Raw genomic sequence first — 19,954 nt, 5'->3', positions numbered from 1 at the left:
CGGGGACTTCTACGGTTGAGGACATGCGTGGGGCTGCGAGGTGGCCGGGACTGTGAACAAGCGGACAGGGCTGAGCGCCCGCGCCAAGCTGACCCTCAGCTACGCCGGGTTCCTCATGATCGCGGGTGTCCTGCTCCTCACGGCCGTCTGGGTGTTCTTGCCGATGGGGTCCGCCGGCATCGAGTTCCCCGCACCGGCCGACTTCGCGAGGGTCTTCAACCCGGGCAACCGGGGGCCGGTGGTGTTCCTCCCGGCCGCGATCCTGGTGCTGGGCTTCATGCTGGTGTTCGGCCTGGTGGGCGGCTGGGTTCTCGCGGGCCGCATGCTGGCGCCCCTGGACCGCATCACCGAGGCGACGCGCACCGCCGCGAAGGGGTCGCTCTCCCACCGCATCGAGTTGCAGGGCCGCACCGACGAGTTCGGCGAACTCGCCGACGCCTTCGACAGCATGCTGGCCCGGCTCGAGGCGCACGTCGCCGAGCAGCGGCGGTTCGCGGCCAACGCCTCGCACGAGCTGCGCACCCCGCTCGCGATCACGCAGACGCTGCTCGACCTCGCCCGCAACGACCCGGATCGCGCGAGCAGCGAGCTCGACGAACGCCTCCGCGTCGTCAACGCCCGGGCGATCGAGCTCACCGAAGCGTTGCTGCTGCTCAGCCGCGCCGACCAGCGGTCCTTCACCCGCGAAGACGTCGACCTGTCCCTCATCGCGGAAGAAGCGACCGAGATGCTCCTCCCGCTCGCCGAGAAGCACGACGTCACGATCGAGACCGGCGGCGAAGCCACCCGCACGATCGGCTCCCCCGCGCTCCTGCTGCAGCTGACCACCAACCTCATGCACAACGCGATCGTCCACAACTCGCCCGAGGGCGGCACCGTCGCGGTCCGCACGACGTCCGCCCCGGGCTCGGTGGTGCTGACCGTCGAGAACACCGGCGACAAGCTCGACCCGCAGTTGGTCGCGACGCTCACCGAGCCGTTCCAGCGCGGCACCCAGCGCACCCGGACCGATCACGCGGGGGTCGGCCTCGGCCTGACGATCGTCCGGAGCATCGCGCAGGCCCACGATGGCACGCTCTCGCTCAGCCCCCGCGCCGGTGGCGGACTGCGTGCCACCGTGCGGCTCCCAGGAGGTCACCGCTAGCCCACGGCTGAGGCGAGCGCCCGCCGCTCGGCCACCACGGTGAGCACGTGGCGGGCGAGGACGACATCGGCAGCCGGAGCGCCGACCCTGAACGCGCGAGCCGTCATGTCCGCGAGGCGCCCGGGATCGGTGAGGACCGGGATCAGGGTGGTTTCGATCCAGGCCGGGTCGAGTTCCGCGTCGTCGACGATCAGGGCCGCACCGGCCGCGGCCAGCGGTTCGGCGTTGCACCGCTGCTCGCCGCCGCGCAACGGCAGCGGGACGTGCGCGGCAGGCAGTCCGACGGCGGCCAGTTCCGCGCAGGTCATCGCCCCGGAGCGGCAGAGCGCGAAATCGGCCGCGGCGTAGGCGTACTGCATCTCGTCGACGTAAGGGACGACGACGTGCGGCGGGTCGCCGCCGGGCACCTCGACCCGGTGCCGCGGCCCGGAGATGTGCAGCACCTGCACGCCGCTCCCCCGCAACGCCGCGCTCGCGCCGGACACCGCGGCGTTGATCGTCGCCGCGCCCTGCGAACCACCGGTGACGAGCAGCACGGGCCCGTCGGGCCGCAACCCGAACCGCCGCCGCGCGGCATCGCGCAGCGCGGCCCGGTCGAGTCCGCTGATCGCCGGCCGCAGTGGAATCCCGATCGGGGTCGCGTGCGGCAGCCGGACGCCCGGCGCGGCGGTGAACACGTGCTCCGTCATCCTGGCCGCCAGCCGGTTCGCCACGCCCGGTCTGGCGTTCGCCTCGTGCACGACGATCGGCAGGCCTCGCCGCCGGGCGGCGAGATAGGCGGGCATGGCGACGTAGCCGCCGAAGCCCACGACGACCTCCGCGCGCGTGCGATCGAGAACCGCGCCGGCCGCTCGCACCGAATCCCCCAGGGAGCCGGGCATCCGCAGCAGGGACCGGTCCAGCCGGCGTGGCAGTGGCGACGGCGGGATGAGTTCCAGCGGGTAGCCGCGCTCGGGGATCAGCACCGTGTCCAGACCGCGGACGGTTCCGAGCGCGGTGATCTCGGCTGTGGGTGCCAGCCGGTGCAGCGCGTCGGCGAGGTTCATCGCGGGCTCGATGTGCCCGGCGGAATGGCCGCCGGCGACGACGACGCGCGGCGCCGTTCCGTCCGCCGTCACGACGGCCTCGTGATCAGGATCCCGCGGTCGGCGTGGAACCGCTGGAACACCCGCATGGGCAGGGTCGCCGAGTCCGAGTTGTGCGTGTAGCCCGAGGGGTTGTGGAACCGCACGACCCCGCCGTGGACCGCGTGCACGAGGACGAGGTGACCTCCCCGGCACGGCTGCGGGGTGGCCGGGTCGCGGATCTCGGGCGACACGGAGGCGAACAGGACCTGCCCGGGCCGGACCTCCCGGGCGGACACGTCGATCGGGGTGCGCTCGACGAGCCGGCAGTCGAACCCGAACCGCGCGCTGACCCAGGCCATGAACGGCCGGTAGATCAATCCCTGGACCGCGCCCGAGGGCTCGACCACGTAGCAGCCCCAGTCGAATGCTTGCGCGAGGAGCTCGCCCATGGAGAGCCGGACGTCGGTCCAGCCGTGCAGCAGCGACTGCAGGCACGCCAGGCCGCAGACCTTGCGGGACCAGAACAGGTACTCCTCGCGTGAGCGGTAGCCGTGGGCCGCCCAGTCGTCCCGCTCGGTGTGCGGCAGGAAGACCTCCAGGCCCGCCGGGTCGGTCCGGCGCATCACGACGTCGTCGTTGCGCTCCAGACGTCCCCACTGAGAGACGCACGGGAGAACCACGTCAGGTGATGGGGAAATCGAAGTAGACATCGGGGTAGGGTTCGTTCCTCAGCGTGTAGTGCCACCACTCGCGGTCGTACCGGTCGAACCCGCAGTCCTCCATGATCGAGCGGAGGCGCTCGCGGTTCTGGAGCTCGGCCGGCGCGATCTCCGTGGCGTGGTGGCGTGAGACCGGGTCCATGAGGTCGTGCCGGCCACCCATCGCCGCGAGCTCGCCGCTGGCGAGGTGGTAGAGCGTCAGGTCGACGGTGCTGCCCCGGGTGTGGCCCGACTTGGCGGCCACGTACCCCTTCTCGACCATGTCGGCCCGGTCGATGTTCGGGTAGTGCCGTGGTTTGGTCCGGCCGTCCTCGGGTTGCCCGGACCAGCGGAGGAAGCAGTCGACGGCGCGCTGCGGGCGGTACCCGTCCCAGAGCAGCAGTCCGAAGCCGAGGGATGCGGCCTTGTCCCGTGCTTGTTCGAGGGCCGCGCACAGTGCGCGGGTGCCGACGATGCGGTTCGCGAGGTAGCCGTCGACCGGTTTGCCGGTGAAGTTGTCCCAGGTGGCGTACTTGGCGTCCCAGCGGATGCCGGGCACGAGCTCGTCGACGTAGGCGAAGTCGTCGTTCATCGCCTCATCCGCAGGGTGGCCGAGACGAGCCGGTCGATCACCTCGGAGAGCGGGAGTCCCGCGGCGTTCATCATCCGCGGGTAGCGGCTGTAGGAGGTCATGCCGGGCATGGTGTTGACCTCGTTGAGGACCACCTGGCCGTCGGCGGTGAGGAACACGTCCACGCGGGCCAGCCCGGTGCAGCCCAGGGCGCGGTAGATGGTCTTGGCGGTCTCCTGGACGAGGGTGCGCGATGCGTCGGGGATGTCGGCGGGGACGATGAAGGTCGCGTTCTCGGACCCGGTCTCGGGCGAGTCTTCCTGGTGGATCCGGAAGAACCCGTGCGTGAGGTCGACGCGGTCCACCTCGCCCACGACCAGTCCGGACTGTTCCTCCAGGACCGCGCAGCCGATCTCCTCGCCGTCGACGGCCGCCTCGATGAGGATCTTCGAGTCGTACTGCCGCGCGTCCTCCAGCGCGGCCGGCAGCTCGTCCGCCCCGGTGACCTTGCTGACGCCGAACGAGGAGCCCGACCGGGCCGGCTTCACGAAGACCGGATACGAAAGGCTGTCGGGATCGACCTTGTCGTCCTCGGTGACGATCCAGAACCTCGGCGTGGCGATGCCCGCGTTCGCGGCGACGGTGTAGGCCAGGGACTTGTCCATGCACACGGCCGAGCCCTGGATGCCGCAGCCGACGTAGGGGATGCCGGCGAGTTCCAGCAGCCCTTGGATGGCGCCGTCCTCGCCGAGCTTGCCGTGCAGCACGGGGAAGACCACGTCGAGGCGCACGGTCTCGTAGCTTCCCTGCTCCATCACCAGAAGGCCGTGCACGCCGCGGTCCGGCGACAGCGCGGCCGGGCGGGCGTTGCCGGTCTCCCAGCCCTCGCCGGGACCGTCGCAGAGCTTCCACTCGCCTCCGGTCGTGATGCCGATCCAGATCGGTTCGTACTTGCCGGGGTCGAGGTGCTTGGCGACCTCGCGCGCGGACTTGACGGAAACGGGGTGTTCTTCGCCGGCGCCGCCGAAGATGATCCCGACTGTCAACCTGGTCATGCTGTGGTCCCGCTTTCGAAGTTCAGGCAGTTGAGGAGGGTGTTTTCGACGATGTCGTGCAGGGCCCGCTCGGTGTAGTAGGCGGAGTGCGGGCTGATCAGCACGTTCGGCATCCGCTGGAGGCGCACCAGGGCCTCGTTGCCGATGTGCTTGTCGCGGCAGTCGGCGTAGAAGATCCCTTCCTCGCCTTCGATGACGTCCAGCGCCGCTCCGCCCAGCTCGCCGTTTTCCAGTGCCGACACCAGGGCCTCGGTGTCGAGAAGCGGTCCGCGGCCGGTGTTGACGACGTACGCGCCGGGCTTCATCCGCTCGATGCGCCTGCGGTCGAGGAGGTGGTGCGTCTCCGCGGTGAGCGGGGTGTGCAGCGTGACGATGTCGCTGCGCTCGACCAGTTCGTCGAGCGGAACGTAGGTCACGGCGGCGCGGGGGTGCGTGTCGTAGGCGAGCACGCGGCAGCCGAAGCCCCGCAGCCGGTCGAGGACCGCGATGCCGATGCGCCCGGTGCCGACCACGCCGACGGTCAGGTCGCGCAGCTCTTTGCCGCGCGTTTCGCTGAGCCGGTAGTCGAAGGAGTCGGTGCGGCGGATGGTGGACTTGGCGTGGCGCACGGCCATCAGCATCAACATCAGGGTGTAGTCGGCGACGCTGTCCGGCGAGTAGGCGACGTTGCCGACCGAAATGCCGAGGCGTTCGGCGAACTGCAGGTCGATGTGGTCGAAGCCGATGCTCCGGGTGCAGATGTACTCCACGCCGGCGCGGCTGAGTGCCAGCAGGGTGGCGTTGGTGATCCGGGTCTTGTGGCTGACGCTGACGCACCGGTTGCCGCGCGCCAGTTCGGCGTTGTCCACGCAGGCGGCCGCCTCGACGGGGGTCACGGACATCCCGAGGCGGGTTCCCAGGTCCCGGAACGCGGCGGTTTCGTCCCGGCTGCAGCCGAAAGCCGTCAGCCCAGCCCGGTGGGGTGGCCGAGGCTCCGTTCTCGCGCGAATACGCGTCTCGCTGCGTCTCAAACCCAATTCGCTGGAAGCCATGCGGCGAGTCAAGACGACGCGGTGTTGCCGGTGCGTATTCGGTTTTCGATATGCGGACGATATGCGGCGGCGAGCGAGCGCGCCGCCGCATCACCGTCGGCTGTCTGACTTCCCGGTCAGCTCTGCGGCAGGTTCTCCCACAGGCCCATGACGTTGCCCTCGGTGTCGGTGAAGTACGCGTAGAACCCCATGCCGGGGATCTCGGTGCGTCCGACCACCTTGGCGCCGCCGAGCTGCTCGACCTTCTGCAGCGTCTCGTCGATGCTCGCCACGTCGATGGTGATCACCGGGCTCTTCGGCGCGGACTCCTCGCGGGCGAACATGCCGCCGTTGATGAAGCCGGGCTCGTTCGGCATGCCCTGCTCGGAGGTGGGGCCGGTGGCCACGCTGGTGTAGTTCATCTCGGGCATCTCGGTGACGTTCCAGCCGAACGCCTCGCGGTAGAAGCCGCGGGCTCGTTCGCCGTCGTCGAAGGGGATCTCGAAGTGGACGATCCTGCCGCTCATCGCCGCCTCCTGCCTTGGCTCGAAACCGGGCCATCGACGCTAGGCCCGGCCACCCGCGCGCAGACAGAGGATTCGGTCCCACCCGTCACCCGGTCAGGTCGTTCTGCCGGCACGGACGGGTGTCGCGGGCGCTGTCGATCTTCCGGCGGCCGAGCATGGGAACCGGAGCGACGACGCGAAAGGACCGTGCGATGGCGATCAAGCTGCAGAGCCGCTGGCGGCGTCTCCTCGACCAGCACCCGGTCTGGCAGGACGAGGACGACCTGGACAACCTCGCCTTCGACCCGCCGCGCGAGTCCCTCAAGGACCACAGCGACTGCCCGATCGCCCCTGCCTGCGACGGCTGCGGCGCGACCGCGGGCCTGCGAGTGGCGACGTCGATGTTCAGCCGCCCCGGCGGCGGGTACGACGTGGCGTGCGCGACGGTGTGCGAGCAGTGCGCCGGGCGGCCGTTCCTGTTCCTGCTGACCGAGCGGCAGCTGCGCTGCGCCTTCGACGCGCACAGCACGCACCTCCCCCGCGCCTAACCGACCGGCACCTCGTCCACCGGCAGCGGATACGGTGAGATCACCGGGAGGTACGGCTCGGCGTCCCAGCCGAGCGCGCGGATGCGGGCCGCGCTGCGGCGGCCGCTGATCACCGCGAACAGCTCGGTCCGCGGCGCGGTCAGGGTCGCCGCCGGCTCGCCCTCTCCCAGCACCCACTCCTCGTCGCCGTCGGTGAGGCGCAGCGCCGGCGATCCCCGCCGCACGAGGCGGGTGTGCAGCCAGTTCCGGAAGACCGCGAACCCGAGCCGGGTGACCGGCGCGGCCGGGTCGCTCGCCGCGCCGAGGGCCTCGCGTAGATCTTCCAGGTGCACGGCGAGGTCGGCCACCGGTGAGGTCAGCATCCACGGTGGACCGTCCGGCGACTCGCCGCGGCGCAGTGCGGCCACCAGGCGGGCGCCGTGGTCGTCGAACTCGCGCAGCAGCGTCGCGGGGTCGAGGTGGGCGCGCCGGGCCACCTGGTCGGCTGTCCAGCGGTCGCGAGCCGCGGCCAGCGCCGGGTCGTTCCATGCGTCGGCCGCTTCGGGGAAGTACGTGCCCCGCACGGTTTCCTCGGCCACGCCGGTGAGGTGCGCGATCAGGTCCCGCACCGTCCACTCGGGACACGCGGGCACCGGCGCGGCCAAGGCCGCGGGCCGATCCTCGACCAGCGAGCGCACCCGGCGGAGCCCGTCCTCGTAGGCCCACGCGGCCTTCCACCGCGCGGTCCGCTCCGGGGTGTGCACCGTGGAGGGCCGGACCCGTTTGGTGAAGGTGTCCAGGAACCCTTGCGCCGCCACGGGATCGGCGGCGAGCCCGGCGTAGTGCGCGCTCGCGCCGGGCGAGGAGAACCGGGCCAGCCGGAAGGACCACTCGTAGTGCTCGGCGGCCCGCTCGTCGCGCCACGCCCCGTACCCGGACAGGTCGGACCCGTCGGCCAGGGCGGCGGCGAGGTACCAGGCCTGGTGCACGGCGTCGCCGATGCCCTGCGCGGTGGACGGGTGCTTGAAGTGCCCGGCGTCGCCCAGCAGCGCCCAGCCGGGGCCCGCGGCCTGGCGGTAGTGCCCGCGCATCATCGTCTCCGGCACCACGACCAGCGGTGACACGCGTTCGGCGCGGTCGAGCAGGCGCGGGTTGAGCACGGCCGGGAACTGCCGCAGCCCGTCCCGGTAGCGGGCCTCGCGGATGTCGGCGGAGCCGCGGGTCGTCTCGGGCGGCCCGGCGAGCGAGAGGAGGTGGATGCCGTCCTCGTTCGGCACGGACATCAGCGCCGCGTGGTCGTGCAGGTCGATGTGGCACCACTCCGACGGCGGCAGGCCGCGCCAGTAGGCCATGAGGAACGCCATGTCGCCGCGCAGTTCGCGGGTCGCGGGCAGGCCGAGGCGCCTGGCCACGGTGGACACGCGCCCGTCGGCGCCGAACACCCAGGGCGCTTCCACGCGTTCGCCGGTGCCGAGGACGACGCCGCGGACGGGGTCGTCGCCGGTGCCGGCGCCGATCAGGCCGGTGATGGTGGTGCCGTACCGGATTTCGGCTCCGGCGTCGCGGGCGGTGTCGGCGATCGCGGCGTCCAGGGTGATGCGCCGGATGGACGCGCCGCGCTCGAAGCGGCCGACCGGGGTGAAGTCGCCGGCCACCTCGTGGCCGAGGACGCGCCAGCTGAAGTGCACGAACGGGATGTCGTGCGCGGCCAGCAGCCGGGGCAGGACGCCGAGGGCCTGCAACCGGTCGAGGGTGTCGGGGAACATCATGTGGGTGGAGACGGTGTCGCTGGGGAACCGGTCCCGTTCGACCACCAGCACTCGCCTGCCCTGGCGGGCCAGCAGTGCGGCGAGGGTCGATCCGGCGCAGCGGGCGCCGACCACGATGGCGTCGTACATCACGCACCTGCCTTCACCAGTCGCGGAACCCGTCGTCGCGCGACGGTCGCGGTCGAGGCCAGGGTCAGCGCGGCGAGCACGACCCCGAGCCCGGTCCAGCCGGCGACGGCGAGCCCGGCGCCGCCCAGCACCGATCCGGCCAGGTAGCCCAGTTGCACCGAGGTCGCGCGCAGGCTCATCGACTGCAACGGGCCGACACCGTCGAGGTCCAGCCCGACGGCGCTGCCCGCGATCACCCGGGCGCCGGACAACAGCGCGACCAGCGCGAACGCGGCGACGGAGAACGCGAAGGACGGCCGCAGCGCGCCGAACACCAGTGTCATGACCGCCAACGCGGGCCCGACGGCGAGCAGCAGCGGCCGGGCGGCGCGGTCGACCCAGCGGCGGGCCAGCATGGTGCCCACCACGAAGCCCGCGGCTCCCCCGCCCAGCGCGAGACCGGCCGCGGCGACCGGCACGCCGTGGGCGCCGGTCAGGAGACTGCCGCAGTAGACGAGCACCCCGGCCCAGCCGCCGTAGGCCAGCAGTTCGCCGAGTGCCCACCGGGCGGCGCCGGGGCGGCGGACGAGCGCGTGGGCCGGGTGCGGTTCGGGTTCGGGGGCACCGGTCTCGCGGCGGATGGTGCCGGCGAGGGCGAGCAGGCTCGCGGTCAGCGGCACCAGCCAGGCCAGCCGCCAGTTCTGCTGGCCGAGGATCCCGATGACCGGCATGCCGGCGATCCACGCGCTCGGCTGGCCGACCAGCGCCCAGGACAGGACCTGCGTGCGGCGGCCCGGTGGCGCCCAGCGTGCGGCCGCGGCCATGCCGCCGGCCAGGACGATGGCGACGCCGGCGCCGAGGGCGACCTGCGCGGCGGCCAGCACGAGGTAGGTCGGGGCGGCCGCGCTGGCGAGGGCGGAGCCGGCGAGCAGCGTCAGACCGGCGATGAGGAGCTCCCGCAGCCGCGGTCGTCGGCGGGTGGTGACGAGCGCGATCGCGACGGCCGCGGCGGCGGCTCCGGACACGGCCCGCAGCAGGCCGGCCGCGGTCTCCGGGACGCCGAGGTCCTGGGCCACCGGAGTGAGGATCGGCGTGAGGGCCAGCAGGCTTGCCTGCACCGCGAACAGGCACGCGAAGAGGGTCGCGCTGGTGGCGACCGGTCCGGTTGGTGGTCGTGGCAGAAGCTTCATCGGAACTCACCTTCTGGTTCGAGCAGGTGAGGCTGACGTTCCTCCGTGGTCGTTGAAGTTCTGTGGAACGCGTGTTGAGTCAGCGGCGCCAGCGCGGGTGCGCGCCGATCTCGTCGTGGATCCGCCGGGCCGCGGCAAGCTTCTCCCCCGCCTCCGTCCGCCTGCCGGTCCTGTTGAGCACGGCCGCCCAGGCGTGCAGGGCGTCCGCGCGGTGCCACGGCAGGCCGGCGAACAGCCGCAGCGCGGTCTCGAACGCGGTGTCGTCACCGGTGACGGCGGCGCGGGCGAGCGCGACGGTGCCGGCGCGGCCGCGCCAGTCCTCGCCGTCGGCGAGGATCTCGTCGCAGCGGGCGAGGTGCCGGGCGGCTTCACCAGGGTCGGTGACGGCGATCAGGCGGGCCAGCTCGGCGCGGGCGATCAGCTCGGTCGGCACCTGGGGCCCGGCGATGGCGAGGTCCAGCGCCTGCCGCAGGGCCGCGACGGCGCCGCCGGTGTCGCCGAGGAGAGTGCGGGTGGTGGCCAGCCAGCGGGCGTGGAAGGCGGCGTCGTGCAGGTCGCCTGCCGCTTCGTCGGCGGCCCGCGCCTGTGACCAGGCGTGTTCGGCGCCTTCCCAGTCGCCGTCGAGGAGCAGCAGGAGCCGCCTGCTGACCGCGTCGGCGGGCAGGGGCTCGGCGGCGCGGCGGGCCGCGCCGAGGTCACCGGCCAGCGCCAGTGCGAGGACGAGCTGGTCGGCCACGGCGTCGTGCGGGTAGCCGAGCATGTCGAACCGGGCCTGGGACAGGCCGCGGCGGCACCAGCGGCGGCCGGCCACGGGGTCGAGCAGGTACTCGGTGGCGGTCAGGGCGGCCATGTTGACCGGGCCCCAGCCGACGTAGGGGTCGCCGAGGTCCTGCACGCGGGCCCACATGTCCTCCTCGATCGCGGCGGCCGCGGCCAGCTCGCCCCGGTTGAAGCGGAACCACGCGGCGGCCCACGAGGCCAGGACGGTGAGGTCGCGCCTGCCCAGCCGGGCCGCCAGGTCGCGGGCCTGATCGGCGGCGGCGCCGAGCGTGGCGGTGCGCAGCCCGTACATGGCGGCCTGGGCCCGGCCGCGGTGCAGGTGGAAGCCCGCGCGGCCGTCGGGCAGAACGCGGCGAGCGGCGGCGAAGTGGTCCAGGGCGCGCGGGATGTCCATGATCGAGTGGTGCGTGCACAGCGCGCCGCCGAGTCGCGCGTGGACGGTCGCGACCGCCTCGTCGTTGCCGCGGTACAGCTCGAGGGCGCGTTCGAGCAGCCGCACCGCTTCGGGGAAGCCGGTGCTGGCCCGCAGCCTCAGGATCGCGGTGCGCATCGCCGCGTCAGCGCGGGTGGGCGCGGGCGCGCCGGCTTGGTCGAGGATCGCGACCGCGGCCTCGGCGTGGGCGATGGCTTCGTCCCACGCGTACACCCGCTGCGCGTCACCAGCGGCGGCCAGGCTCAGCTCGGCCGCGTCGAGCGGGTCGGCGGCCGGTCCCGCGGCGCGCAGGTGCACGGCGGCGGACGCGGTCTCGGCCGGGCGGTCGCGCAGGAGCCGGGCGGCGCGCAGGTGCAGGCGCTGCCGGCGCGGGACGGGCAGGCCGGCGTGCACGGCGTCGCGCAGCAGGTCGTGCGGGAAGGCGTAGGCGACCTGCCACGACCGGCCGGCTTCGACGAGGAACCCGGCGGCCACGGCGTCCTCGAGCGCGTCGATGAGCTGCTCTTCGGGCTGGTCGGCCAGGTGGGCGAGCAGTTCGTACCCGGCCTCCGGGCCGAGGACGGCGGCGCAGCGGACCACGTGCTGCGCGGGTTCGGGCAGGGTGCGCAGCCGGTGCCGGACGACGTCGCGCACACCGGCCGGCACCTGGCCGCGTTGCCAGTCCTCGCGCGTCCGGCGGTCGCGGGCCACTTCGGCGGCGTAGAACGGGTTGCCGCCGGTGGCGCGCCAGAGCCGCGGCACGAACCCGGCGGGCACGTCGCCGGCGACGGCGGTGACCAGTTCGGCGAGTTCGGTTTCGGTGAGCGGGCCGAGGGTGAGGCGGTCGGCGAGGCCTTCGGTGGCGGCGATCAGGTCGAGCAGCGGCGGGTGGTGGCCGCCCGGCGGGTCGCGGAAGCAGACGACCAGCAGCACCCGGGCGGGCAGGTGCTCGACGAGGTGGCGAAGCAGCAGCGAGCTGGCCCGGTCGAGGCGCTCGGCCTCCTCGACCACGAGCGCGACGGGCGCGGTGTCCGCGAGGCGGGTGAGCACCCAGGTGGCGGCCTCGAACAGGGCGTGCCGGTCGTCGGGCCCGGACGTGGTGTCGGCGGGGCGGGACAACAGCGGGGTGAGGCGGGCGCGCAGGGCGGGCGGGGCGAGGTCGAGGCAGGCGTCGACGTCGGCGCTGGCGCGGAAGGCCGAGGCGATCGGGTGGTACGGCAGCATGGCCGCGGGATCACAACGCCCGACGAGGACGTGCGCGTCGGCGGCGGCTTCGTGCGCGAACTCGGCGACGAGCCGCGTCTTGCCCACCCCGCCCTCGCCGGAGACGAACGCGACGCGGCGGCCGCCGACGCGGACGTCCTGCCACAAGGCGCGCAGGTGGGCCAGTTCGGCGGTGCGGCCGGCCATCGGGACGCGCCGCACGACGGTGAACAGGGCGTCCGGTGGTGGCTGGACGCGTGGCGCCGGGGTGCCGGTGGGCGCGACCAGGCGGGGAGCGGGCAGCAGTGCCGGGTCGTGGCGGAGGATGCTGGTTTCCAGGCCGGCCAGCGCGGGGCCGGGGTCGAGGCCCAGTTCGTCGGCGAGGCGCCGCCGGGCGCGGGCGGCCACGTCGAGGGCGTCGACCTGCCGCCCGGTCCGGTAGAGGGCGAGCATCAGCTGCCCGGTGAGGCGTTCGCGGTACGGGTGGGCGGCGACCAGGCGTTCCAGCTCGGGCACGGCCTCGGCGTGCCGGCCGAGGGCGAGGTCGGCCTCGATGCGGCTTTCGGTGGCGACCAGGCGGAGTTCGTCCAGGCGGGCGGTCTCGGCCTCGGCGAACAGCGGCGCGTGGAGGTCTTCGAGCACCGGGCCGCGCCACAGGCCGAGCGCCTGTCGCAGCACGGTGGCGGCCCGGGGCGCGTCGCCGAGGCCGAGTGCTTCCCGCCCGAGCCCGACGAGCTGTTCGAAGCGCGCCGCGTCGAGCTGGGCGGGGTCGGCGAGCAGGCTGTACCCGGACCGGCGGGTGGCCAGCGCGCCGGACGCCCCGGCTTCGGCGAGACGGCGGCGCAGGTGCGACACGTGGGTGCGGAGGGTGACCTCGGCGCCGGCCGGTGGCGCCGCGCCCCACAGCGCCTCGGCGAGCCGGCCCGGTGGCACGAACTGGTTGAGGTTGAGCAGCAGAACGGCCAGCAACTCCCGCTGTTTCGGCCCGCCGAGCGCGAGGGACTCGCCACCGGCGGCGACGTCGAGCGGCCCGAGGATCCCGAACCGCAGGACCTCCGGTGAGGAGGTGTCACCGGAGGTGGCCGCCGCGCTGGTTCGGGGCGTCATCAGAGCAAACTACGTCGCGGCACGGTGAACCGGGAGTGCCGCGGCTAGGTTGAGGTGATGCTGGACGGTCTGCGGGCAGCCGCGTTCACCTACGGCGAGGTGGGACGCACCCGGGGCGAGCTGCCCGCGGGGTATCGCCACCTGCGGCGGCGGGCGGTGATCGGCCGGGGACGCGACCGGTTCGAGGAAGCGGCCGCGGCACTTCTCGCGTGGGGCGTCCAGCACAGGGCCGGGCTGCGGGTCCAGGCCTCCGGCGAAACCGTGGCCGAAGGTGCTGTCGCGCTGGTCCACCTGGGGGTCGGGCCAGTGCGGATCGCCGCCCCGGTCCGCGTGGTGTACGTGGTCGACGAGAGCGCGCGGCGGGGTTTCGCCTACGGCACGCTGCCGGGCCATCCCGTGGCGGGCGAGGAAGCGTTCGTCGTGGACCTCGCGCCCGACGGCACCGTCACATTCACGGTCACCGCGTTCTCCCGGCCGGCGTCCCTGCTCGCGCGGCTGGCCGGGCCGGCAGGACGCGCCGGGCAGAGCTGGATGACCAGGCGGTACCTCCGCGCGCTCGGTGGCTGAGTCCTCAGACGTCTGCGGTGCTACCGTGCGCGCATGACGGAGCTGCGCCGTGGACCGGTCGTGCCCCAGGTGGCGAGCCTGCTGCGGCAGCGGATCCAGCGCGGCGCCTGGCGCCCCGGCGAGCGGCTGCCCAACGAGGTCCAGCTCGCCGCCGAGTTCGGCGTCGGGCGGTCCTCGGTGCGGGAGGCGGTCCGCCTGCTCGCGCAGGACGGGATCCTCGACGTGCGGCACGGCTCCGGCACCTTCGTCGCCGCCGGGACGACCGACACCAGCGACGTGCGCCGGCTGGTGCGGCGCGCCCGGGCGCTGGAGGTGTACGAGGTGCGCCGCGCGCTGGAGGTCGAGGCGGCGCGGCTCGCGGCGCAGCGGGTCCGGCCGGAGGACATCGAGCGCCTGCGCGCGGACCTGCGCACACGGCAGGACGAACGCGGCGGCGACCCGGCGGTGTTCGTCGATGCCGACCTCGCCTTCCACCGCGCCGTGGTGGAGCTGTCCGGCAACGCGCTCCTGCTGAGCCTGTTCACGGCCGCCGAGCCGGTGCTGCGGGAGATCCTCACCGACCTGGTCCGCCACGAGACGCAGCTGCCGGACTCCTCCGCCGCCCACGCCGACCTCCTGGACGCGCTCGAACGTGGCGACCCCGACGCGGCGGTCGCCGCCACGGTCGCCAACCTGGAACCGGTGCTGCGTGGCCTCCGGACCGCCGTGTCCTAAGCCCGGCGGGCCACGATCGCCGTCGCGTCGAGCTCCTCGGAGGTCACCACGCGCGCGGCCAGCCCGGCGCCGGCCGCGGCCCGCGACAGCAACGGCGCTTGCTGCTCACTCGTTTCGATCAGCAGGCGCCCGCCGGGGGCGAGCCACTCCGGCGCGCCCGCGACGACCCGGCGCGCGATGTCCAGCCCGTCCGCGCCGCCGTCGAGGGCGAGCTGCGGTTCGTGCAGACGGGCTTCCGGCGGCATCAGCGCGACCGCGTCGGTGGGCACGTACGGCACGTTGACCACCAGCAAGTCCACGCGCCCGCGCAGCCCATCGGGCAACGCCTCGTACAGATCGCCCTCGTGGACCTCGCCCGGCACGTTGCGGCGCGCGCACCGCACCGCCGCCGGGTCGAGGTCGGCGGCGTGCAGCTCGGCGAGGTCGAGCTCCGCGGCCAGCGCGGCGCCCAGCGCGCCCGAACCACAGCACAGATCCACCGCCACCGGATGCGGCGGGGCCAGCCGCGCCGCCTCCTCGACGAGCAGTTCGGTGCGGCGCCGGGGCACGAACACGCCCGGCTCGACGTGGATGCGCAGGCCGCGGAACCCGGCCCAGCCGAGGACCTGTTCGAGCGGCTCGCCGGCCACCCGCCGGGCGGTCAGGGCGTCCAGATCGGCCGGGCCGGACGCGGCCTCCAGCAGCAGACGGGCCTCATCCTCGGCGAACACACAGCCCGCCGCCCGCAGACGGCTCACGAGAACGGTTTCGACATCGACGGACACGAAAAGCGCCTTTCAGGGAAACGGGCGCCCGCGACTCACTCGTCGCCGGAGGGGAGCACCCGGGTTGCTGGAACGGAAACGGGTCTCACCTCCTCGGTCGGTCGTGTGATCACCGTACCGCGCCGCCTCAGCGGTGGTGCACGGAGGCGACGCGGTACAGCACCGGCTCGAACGAGCCGATCTGCGCGGCCGCGCGCATGTGCTCCTGGCACTCCGGGTTGGCGAGCATCGCGCGGAACGCCTCCTCGCTCTCCCACTGCGCGTAGTTGGCGACGTGGGTGCCGTCGAGGCTGGCGTGGATGTTGGCCGCGATGAACCCCGGCTGGTGCCGCATGACCTGTTCGGTCGCCTGGTCGAGCACGTCGATGAGCTCCTGCTGCCGCTCGGGCGCCACGGTGAACTGGTTGATCAGCGTGGTGACCCCGGCGGCGGCGTCGATGGTGGAGACGGGCATGGCTTCCTCCTCATGTCAGGACCCTTACATCATGTGTAAGGTACCTGACATGAGTCAAGGGGACGTCACCGCCCGGCCCGGTTACCTCGTCAAGCGGGTCCAGCAGCTGTTCCGCCAGGCCGGCGACGAGCGCCTGCGCGCGGCCGGGCTGTCGATGGCCCAGTACGCGGTGCTGCGCCAGCTGGCCGACCATCCGGAGGTCTCCTCCGCCGAGCTCGCGCGGCTGTGCTTCGTCACCCGGCAGTCCCTCGGCGAGGTGCTCGCCGGGCTGCGCCGCGCCGGCCTGGTCACCGTGGGCGAAGGCGCCTCCGGCCGGGTGCGCCCCGTGCGCCTGAGCGACACCGGCCGCGCCCGGCTGGCCGACGCCGAGGCCGCGGTCGCCGACGTCGAGGACCGGATGCTCGCCGGGCTCGGCGACGGCGACCGGCGGCGGCTGGCCGAGCTGCTGGCCCGCTGCGCGGACAACCTCACTCCGGGCGGCGGATCTCCGGCCGGTCGATGATCCGCAGCCAGGTGCCGTCCGGCTGCCGCCGCGCCACCTGCACCCGTCCCCCGGTGTTGTCGGCGGGCCGGGTCGAGCACAGCGCCAGGTCGCCGTAGTAGACCGTCGGCATCGGCTCCTCGACCTGGAACTCGCCGCCCTGCTCCACCAGCCGCTCCAGCACCTCGCGGATCGCGTCGCGGCCCACCGTCTGCGAGCCCGGCGGGAACGCCAGCACCGCGTCCTCGGCGTACAGCTCGGACAGCGCTTTCGCGTCCCGGGCGTTGGCCCGCTCCACGAACATCACGGCGAGGTCTTCGGGTGTCCTGGCCTTGTCGATCACGTGTCGCTCCTTTCCTCTGACCCCAGCCTGTCCCCGCGAGAGTCAGAAGTCCAAGAGCTGGTAGGTCTCGACACTAGAATCAACGCTTATGGAACTGCGTCAGCTCGAGTACTTCGTGACGGTCGCCGAGGAGGCCAACTTCACCCGCGCCGCCGAACGCGTGCACGTCGCCCAGCCCGGCGTGTCGGCGCAGGTCAGACGGCTGGAGCGGGAGCTGGGGCACGAGCTGCTGGACCGGTCCGGGCGCACGGTCCGGCTCACCGAGGTGGGCGCCGCGGTCCTCCCCTACGCCCGCGCGGCACTGGCCGCCGTCGCCGGGGCGCGGCTGGTCGCCGACGAGTTCCGCGGCCTCGTCCGGGGCAAGGTCGCCTTCGGCATGGTCACCTCGCACAGCTTCGACGTGCCCGGGCTGCTGGCGAGCTTCCACGAGGAACACCCCGGCGTGGAGATCACCCTCGTCGAAGGCCGCTCCGGCGAGCTCGCCGCGGACATCCGCGACGGCCGCCTCGACGCGGCGATCATCAGCCTCGCCACCGACGAACGCCCACCCGGCCTGGACGTCCTCGTCCTCACCGACCAGGCCATCACCGCCGCCGTCAGCCTGGACGACGAGTGGGCCGGGCGCGCCGAGATCCCGCTCGCGGACCTGCGGGAGCGGCCGCTCATCAGCCTGCCCACGGGCACCGGCCTGCGCGCCCGGCTCGACGAGGCCTGCGCGGCGCGCGGCATCACCCCGCGGATCGGGTTCGAGGCCGGTCACCCCACGGTCCTGGCCGACCTCGCCGCCCGCGGCCTGGGCGTGGCGATCCTGCCGGACTCGGTCGCCACCACACGCCCCGACCTGCACCCGATCCCGATCACCGACCCGCCGCTGCGAGGCTGCCTCGCCCTCGCGTGGCGCGCGGCCGGCCCCGCGAGCCCCGCCGCGCGGGTGTTCCTCGACCGCGCCCGCGCGCGGCTATGACGGCGGCACGGCCCGCGCCAGCGGGAACACCGAATCCACGACTTCACCCGGCCAGCGCGGTGACCTGCACACCCATCGACCGTCCCGACTGGACAGCCGCGCTGCCGGCCGCGTGCACGCGCACCAGCATTTCGCCGGGTTGTGGTGCGTCAGGATCCGAAGCCAGAAAAGGATTCGCCCCGGCTGGCTAAGGTGACGAACATGCCCGCCGAACCTTCTCGGTTACGAGCCGACGCCCGCGGCGAGGACGTGCCGGTCGCCGCGATCGCGCGCCGCGCCGGGGTCGGCGTCGCCCCCGATGCGGCGCTGGCCGCGTCCCGGCGCCTGGTCAGCCTGCCGTTGCCGCCCGCGCCCCTCGGTCTTTACGGGGTGTGCGGTGCCCCCTGAACAGCCCGCCTGGCGGCCGTCGGACACCGAGTTGTTCACCACCTACGGCGACGCGTTCGTGCCGCGGCGGCGCGAGCAGATCGCCACCGTCTGTGACCTGCTCGACGCCATCCCCGAGCCGCACGTGCTCGACGTGTGCTGCGGCGAGGGCCTGCTGTCCGAGGAGTACCTGCGCCGCGGAACCGCCGGCCGCGTCACCCTGCTCGACGGCTCGCCGGAGATGCTGGACAAGGCCGCCGCCCGGCTCGCGCCGTTCCCCGGCCGGTGGCAGCGGGTGCGGGCGGACATCCACGACCGCGGCTGGCGGCGCGGCCCGTTCGGCGGCGTGATGACCTCGCTCGCGGTGCACCACCTCGACGGCCCCGGCAAGCGGGCGCTCTACCGCGACCTGCACGACATGCTCGTGCCGGGCGGGGTGTTCGTCATGGCCGACCTGGTCGAACCCGTCGGCGCCCGCGCCCGCGAGGTCGCCGCCGCGCACTGGGACCGGGCCGTGCGCGACGCGGGCGGCGACGACGCGGCGCAGGCGTTCGAGGGCGCCGAGTGGAACTACTACCGCCTGCCGGGCCCGGACCCGGTGGACACGCCGTCCTCGATCGCCGAGCACCTGACCTGGCTCGCCGACGCCGGGTTCGCCGACGTGGACCTGGTCTGGCTGCACGCCGGGCACGCGATCTTCACCGCCACCCGCCCCTGAAAGGACGACGCATGTTCACCGGCCTGTCCGCCTTCCCGCTCACCCCGGTCACCGGATCCGGCATCGACACCACCGGCTACGCGCGGCTCGTCTCCCGCCTCGCCGAGGCCGGGGTGGACTCGATCGGCGCGCTGGGCTCCACCGGTTCCTACGCCTACCTGACCCGCGAGCAACGCGCCGAAGCGGCCAAGATCGCAGTCGACGCGGCGGCGGGCACCCCGGTGATGGTCGGCATCGGCGCCACGGCCACCAGCCAGGTCCTCGCGCTGGCCGAGGACGCCCAGAACGCGGGCGCGGCCGCCGTGCTGCTCGCCCCGGTCAGCTACCAGCCCCTCACCGACGACGAGGTGTTCGGGCTCTACGAAGACGTCACCCGCGAACTGTCGGTCCCGCTGTGCGTCTACGACAACCCGCGCACCACGCATTTCCAGTTCAGCGACGAACTGCACGGCCGCATCGCCGCCCTGCCGAACGTGGGCTCCATCAAGATCCCCGGCGTGCCCGACGACGCCAAGGCCAGGGTGAACGCCCTGCGCGCCCGCATCCCGGACACCGTCCGGATCGGCGTCAGCGGCGACGCTGTCGCGGCCACCGGCCTGGCCGCCGGCTGCGACGTCTGGTACTCGGTCCTGGGCGGCCTGTTCCCGGACACCGCGCGGGCGGTCATGCGCGACCCGGGCGAGTCGGAGCGCCTACGGCCGCTGTGGGACCTGTTCGCCCGCCACGGCAGCATCCGGGTCGTCGCCGCCGCGGCCACCCACCTCGGGTTGACCGGCGAGCGCGTGCTGCCCCGCCCGCTGCGCGAACTCGACGGTGCCGCGCGCCGCGAGGTGATCGACACCCTGCGGGAACTCAACCTGTAGCCCGCCGCGCCCGCAGCACGGTGTCCCGCGTGTACCGGCCGGGCCGGGCGCGCGGCCGGATCTCGTCGGCCAGCACGGTCCACTCCGGACCGAGGAGCGCCGCGACGTCGGCCGGCTGGTAGTAGTCGGCCGGGTCGAAACCCTCGCGTGGCGTCAGCTCCGCGGGGTCGTGGCTCGCGACCAGCACCGTGCCGCCCGGCGCGACCGCGGCGAGCAGACCGCGCAGCACGCCGGGTTCGGCCTTGCGCAGCGGGACGTAGTGGGCCGACACCAGGTCGAAGCAGCCCGCCGGGGGTGACAGCACCGTCAGGTCCGCGTGCATCCACGCCACGCGTCCGGTGTCGTCGGCCGCGGCCGCGCGCTCCAGCGCCACGCGGGAGACATCGATCGCCGTGACGTGCCAGCCCCGCCGCGCCAGCCACAACGCGTCGGCCCCTTCCCCGCATCCCACGTCCAGCGCCTGCCCCGGCGCCAGATCGGCCACTTCCGCGACCAGCACCTCGTTGGGTTCGCCGCTGAACACCCGCTCACGGCCCCGGTACATCTCGTCCCAGTCCATGACCGCCACCGTGC

General features: G+C 73.7%; 22 protein-coding genes. 9 read left to right on the top strand and 13 right to left on the bottom strand.

The window, feature by feature from the left end; translation table 11 throughout:
• Positions 1 to 52: 52 nt before the first annotated feature.
• A complete protein-coding gene (locus ABZ193_RS06200; RefSeq protein WP_354709124.1) occupies positions 53 to 1,144 on the top strand; it encodes a HAMP domain-containing sensor histidine kinase in 1,092 nt (363 codons plus the stop codon).
• Here the strand turns inward: ABZ193_RS06200 and ABZ193_RS06195 are convergent.
• The 6 genes from ABZ193_RS06195 to ABZ193_RS06170 all read right to left on the bottom strand — a co-directional run bounded on the left by ABZ193_RS06195 (position 1,141) and on the right by ABZ193_RS06170 (position 6,072).
• Entirely contained in the window at positions 1,141 to 2,262 is a 1,122-nt protein-coding gene (locus ABZ193_RS06195; RefSeq protein ID WP_354709123.1) for a UDP-N-acetylglucosamine--N-acetylmuramyl-(pentapeptide) pyrophosphoryl-undecaprenol N-acetylglucosamine transferase, read from the bottom strand. The genes ABZ193_RS06200 and ABZ193_RS06195 overlap by 4 nt on opposite strands.
• Positions 2,259 to 2,837, bottom strand: a complete 579-nt coding sequence (locus tag ABZ193_RS06190) for a hypothetical protein (protein ID WP_354709122.1) — start codon at positions 2,835 to 2,837, stop codon at positions 2,259 to 2,261. Before ABZ193_RS06190 ends, ABZ193_RS06195 begins: the two co-directional genes overlap by 4 nt.
• Before the next feature lie 55 nt (positions 2,838 to 2,892).
• Positions 2,893 to 3,501, bottom strand: a complete 609-nt coding sequence (vanX, locus tag ABZ193_RS06185) for a D-Ala-D-Ala dipeptidase VanX (RefSeq protein WP_354709121.1) — start codon at positions 3,499 to 3,501, stop codon at positions 2,893 to 2,895.
• Complete coding sequence (gene vanA, locus ABZ193_RS06180; RefSeq protein WP_020417885.1) at positions 3,498 to 4,535, bottom strand: D-alanine--(R)-lactate ligase; 1,038 nt, start codon at positions 4,533 to 4,535, stop codon at positions 3,498 to 3,500. The genes vanX and vanA overlap by 4 nt, the downstream gene beginning before the upstream one ends.
• On the bottom strand, positions 4,532 to 5,482 hold the full coding sequence (locus ABZ193_RS06175) for a D-isomer specific 2-hydroxyacid dehydrogenase family protein (protein ID WP_354709138.1): 951 nt from the start codon (positions 5,480 to 5,482) through the stop codon (positions 4,532 to 4,534). Before ABZ193_RS06175 ends, vanA begins: the two co-directional genes overlap by 4 nt.
• Before the next feature lie 200 nt (positions 5,483 to 5,682).
• Positions 5,683 to 6,072: a VOC family protein gene (locus ABZ193_RS06170; RefSeq protein ID WP_237334894.1), complete on the bottom strand. Its 390-nt coding sequence runs from the start codon at positions 6,070 to 6,072 to the stop codon at positions 5,683 to 5,685.
• A gap of 191 nt (positions 6,073 to 6,263) precedes the next feature.
• Between ABZ193_RS06170 and ABZ193_RS06165 the strand changes: the two genes are divergently transcribed.
• Positions 6,264 to 6,599 (top strand): hypothetical protein, encoded by a 336-nt coding sequence (locus tag ABZ193_RS06165; protein ID WP_020417888.1) that lies wholly within the window; start codon positions 6,264 to 6,266, stop codon positions 6,597 to 6,599.
• On the opposite strand, the gene ABZ193_RS06160 is transcribed toward ABZ193_RS06165, so the two are convergent.
• From ABZ193_RS06160 to ABZ193_RS06150, 3 genes are all read right to left on the bottom strand, one after another.
• Positions 6,596 to 8,476 (bottom strand): FAD-dependent monooxygenase, encoded by a 1,881-nt coding sequence (locus ABZ193_RS06160; protein WP_354709120.1) that lies wholly within the window; start codon positions 8,474 to 8,476, stop codon positions 6,596 to 6,598. The two genes, ABZ193_RS06165 and ABZ193_RS06160, sit on opposite strands and share 4 nt — an antisense overlap.
• On the bottom strand, positions 8,476 to 9,645 hold the full coding sequence (locus ABZ193_RS06155) for an MFS transporter (protein WP_354709119.1): 1,170 nt from the start codon (positions 9,643 to 9,645) through the stop codon (positions 8,476 to 8,478). Before ABZ193_RS06155 ends, ABZ193_RS06160 begins: the two co-directional genes overlap by 1 nt.
• 79 nt (positions 9,646 to 9,724) lie before the next feature.
• Entirely contained in the window at positions 9,725 to 13,147 is a 3,423-nt protein-coding gene (locus tag ABZ193_RS06150) for a BTAD domain-containing putative transcriptional regulator (RefSeq protein WP_354709118.1), read from the bottom strand.
• A gap of 57 nt (positions 13,148 to 13,204) precedes the next feature.
• Between ABZ193_RS06150 and ABZ193_RS06145 the strand changes: the two genes are divergently transcribed.
• Positions 13,205 to 13,714: a DUF1990 domain-containing protein gene (locus tag ABZ193_RS06145; RefSeq protein ID WP_354709117.1), complete on the top strand. Its 510-nt coding sequence runs from the start codon at positions 13,205 to 13,207 to the stop codon at positions 13,712 to 13,714.
• Positions 13,715 to 13,747: 33 nt separating this feature from the next.
• The gene (locus ABZ193_RS06140) at positions 13,748 to 14,428 is read left to right on the top strand and encodes a FadR/GntR family transcriptional regulator (RefSeq protein ID WP_354709115.1); all 681 of its coding nucleotides are present in this window, start codon (positions 13,748 to 13,750) and stop codon (positions 14,426 to 14,428) included.
• On the opposite strand, the gene ABZ193_RS06135 is transcribed toward ABZ193_RS06140, so the two are convergent.
• Both ABZ193_RS06135 and ABZ193_RS06130 read right to left on the bottom strand, forming a co-directional pair.
• Complete coding sequence (locus ABZ193_RS06135; RefSeq protein WP_354709114.1) at positions 14,425 to 15,192, bottom strand: putative protein N(5)-glutamine methyltransferase; 768 nt, start codon at positions 15,190 to 15,192, stop codon at positions 14,425 to 14,427. The genes ABZ193_RS06140 and ABZ193_RS06135 overlap by 4 nt on opposite strands.
• Before the next feature lie 127 nt (positions 15,193 to 15,319).
• Positions 15,320 to 15,646 (bottom strand): antibiotic biosynthesis monooxygenase family protein, encoded by a 327-nt coding sequence (locus tag ABZ193_RS06130; protein ID WP_020417895.1) that lies wholly within the window; start codon positions 15,644 to 15,646, stop codon positions 15,320 to 15,322.
• A gap of 49 nt (positions 15,647 to 15,695) precedes the next feature.
• On the opposite strand from ABZ193_RS06130, the gene ABZ193_RS06125 reads away from it, so the two are divergent.
• A complete protein-coding gene (locus ABZ193_RS06125) occupies positions 15,696 to 16,148 on the top strand; it encodes a MarR family winged helix-turn-helix transcriptional regulator (RefSeq protein WP_354709113.1) in 453 nt (150 codons plus the stop codon).
• Here the strand turns inward: ABZ193_RS06125 and ABZ193_RS06120 are convergent.
• Positions 16,114 to 16,470 carry a nuclear transport factor 2 family protein gene (locus ABZ193_RS06120; RefSeq protein ID WP_237334887.1) on the bottom strand — a complete coding sequence of 119 codons (357 nt, stop codon included), beginning with the start codon at positions 16,468 to 16,470 and terminating at the stop codon, positions 16,114 to 16,116. The two genes, ABZ193_RS06125 and ABZ193_RS06120, sit on opposite strands and share 35 nt — an antisense overlap.
• Positions 16,471 to 16,558: 88 nt before the next feature.
• Between ABZ193_RS06120 and ABZ193_RS06115 the strand changes: the two genes are divergently transcribed.
• The 4 genes from ABZ193_RS06115 (at position 16,559) to ABZ193_RS06100 (ending at position 19,381) form a co-directional block, all read left to right on the top strand.
• A complete protein-coding gene (locus ABZ193_RS06115) occupies positions 16,559 to 17,434 on the top strand; it encodes a LysR family transcriptional regulator (RefSeq protein WP_354709112.1) in 876 nt (291 codons plus the stop codon).
• 201 nt (positions 17,435 to 17,635) lie between these two features.
• On the top strand, positions 17,636 to 17,821 hold the full coding sequence (locus ABZ193_RS06110; protein ID WP_157358524.1) for a hypothetical protein: 186 nt from the start codon (positions 17,636 to 17,638) through the stop codon (positions 17,819 to 17,821).
• Positions 17,811 to 18,518: a class I SAM-dependent methyltransferase gene (locus tag ABZ193_RS06105; RefSeq protein WP_354709110.1), complete on the top strand. Its 708-nt coding sequence runs from the start codon at positions 17,811 to 17,813 to the stop codon at positions 18,516 to 18,518. Before ABZ193_RS06110 ends, ABZ193_RS06105 begins: the two co-directional genes overlap by 11 nt.
• A gap of 11 nt (positions 18,519 to 18,529) precedes the next feature.
• Complete coding sequence (locus ABZ193_RS06100; protein ID WP_354709109.1) at positions 18,530 to 19,381, top strand: dihydrodipicolinate synthase family protein; 852 nt, start codon at positions 18,530 to 18,532, stop codon at positions 19,379 to 19,381.
• On the opposite strand, the gene ABZ193_RS06095 is transcribed toward ABZ193_RS06100, so the two are convergent.
• Positions 19,371 to 19,940 carry a class I SAM-dependent methyltransferase gene (locus ABZ193_RS06095; protein WP_354709107.1) on the bottom strand — a complete coding sequence of 190 codons (570 nt, stop codon included), beginning with the start codon at positions 19,938 to 19,940 and terminating at the stop codon, positions 19,371 to 19,373. The two genes, ABZ193_RS06100 and ABZ193_RS06095, sit on opposite strands and share 11 nt — an antisense overlap.
• Between the last annotated feature and the right edge of the window lie 14 nt (positions 19,941 to 19,954).

This window comes from Amycolatopsis sp. NPDC006125 (assembly GCF_040614195.1).
Lineage (GTDB): Bacteria > Actinomycetota > Actinomycetes > Mycobacteriales > Pseudonocardiaceae > Amycolatopsis_E > Amycolatopsis_E tucumanensis.
The sequence above is the reverse complement of the archived record's forward strand: the minus strand, read 5'-3'. Positions and strand labels throughout refer to the sequence as shown.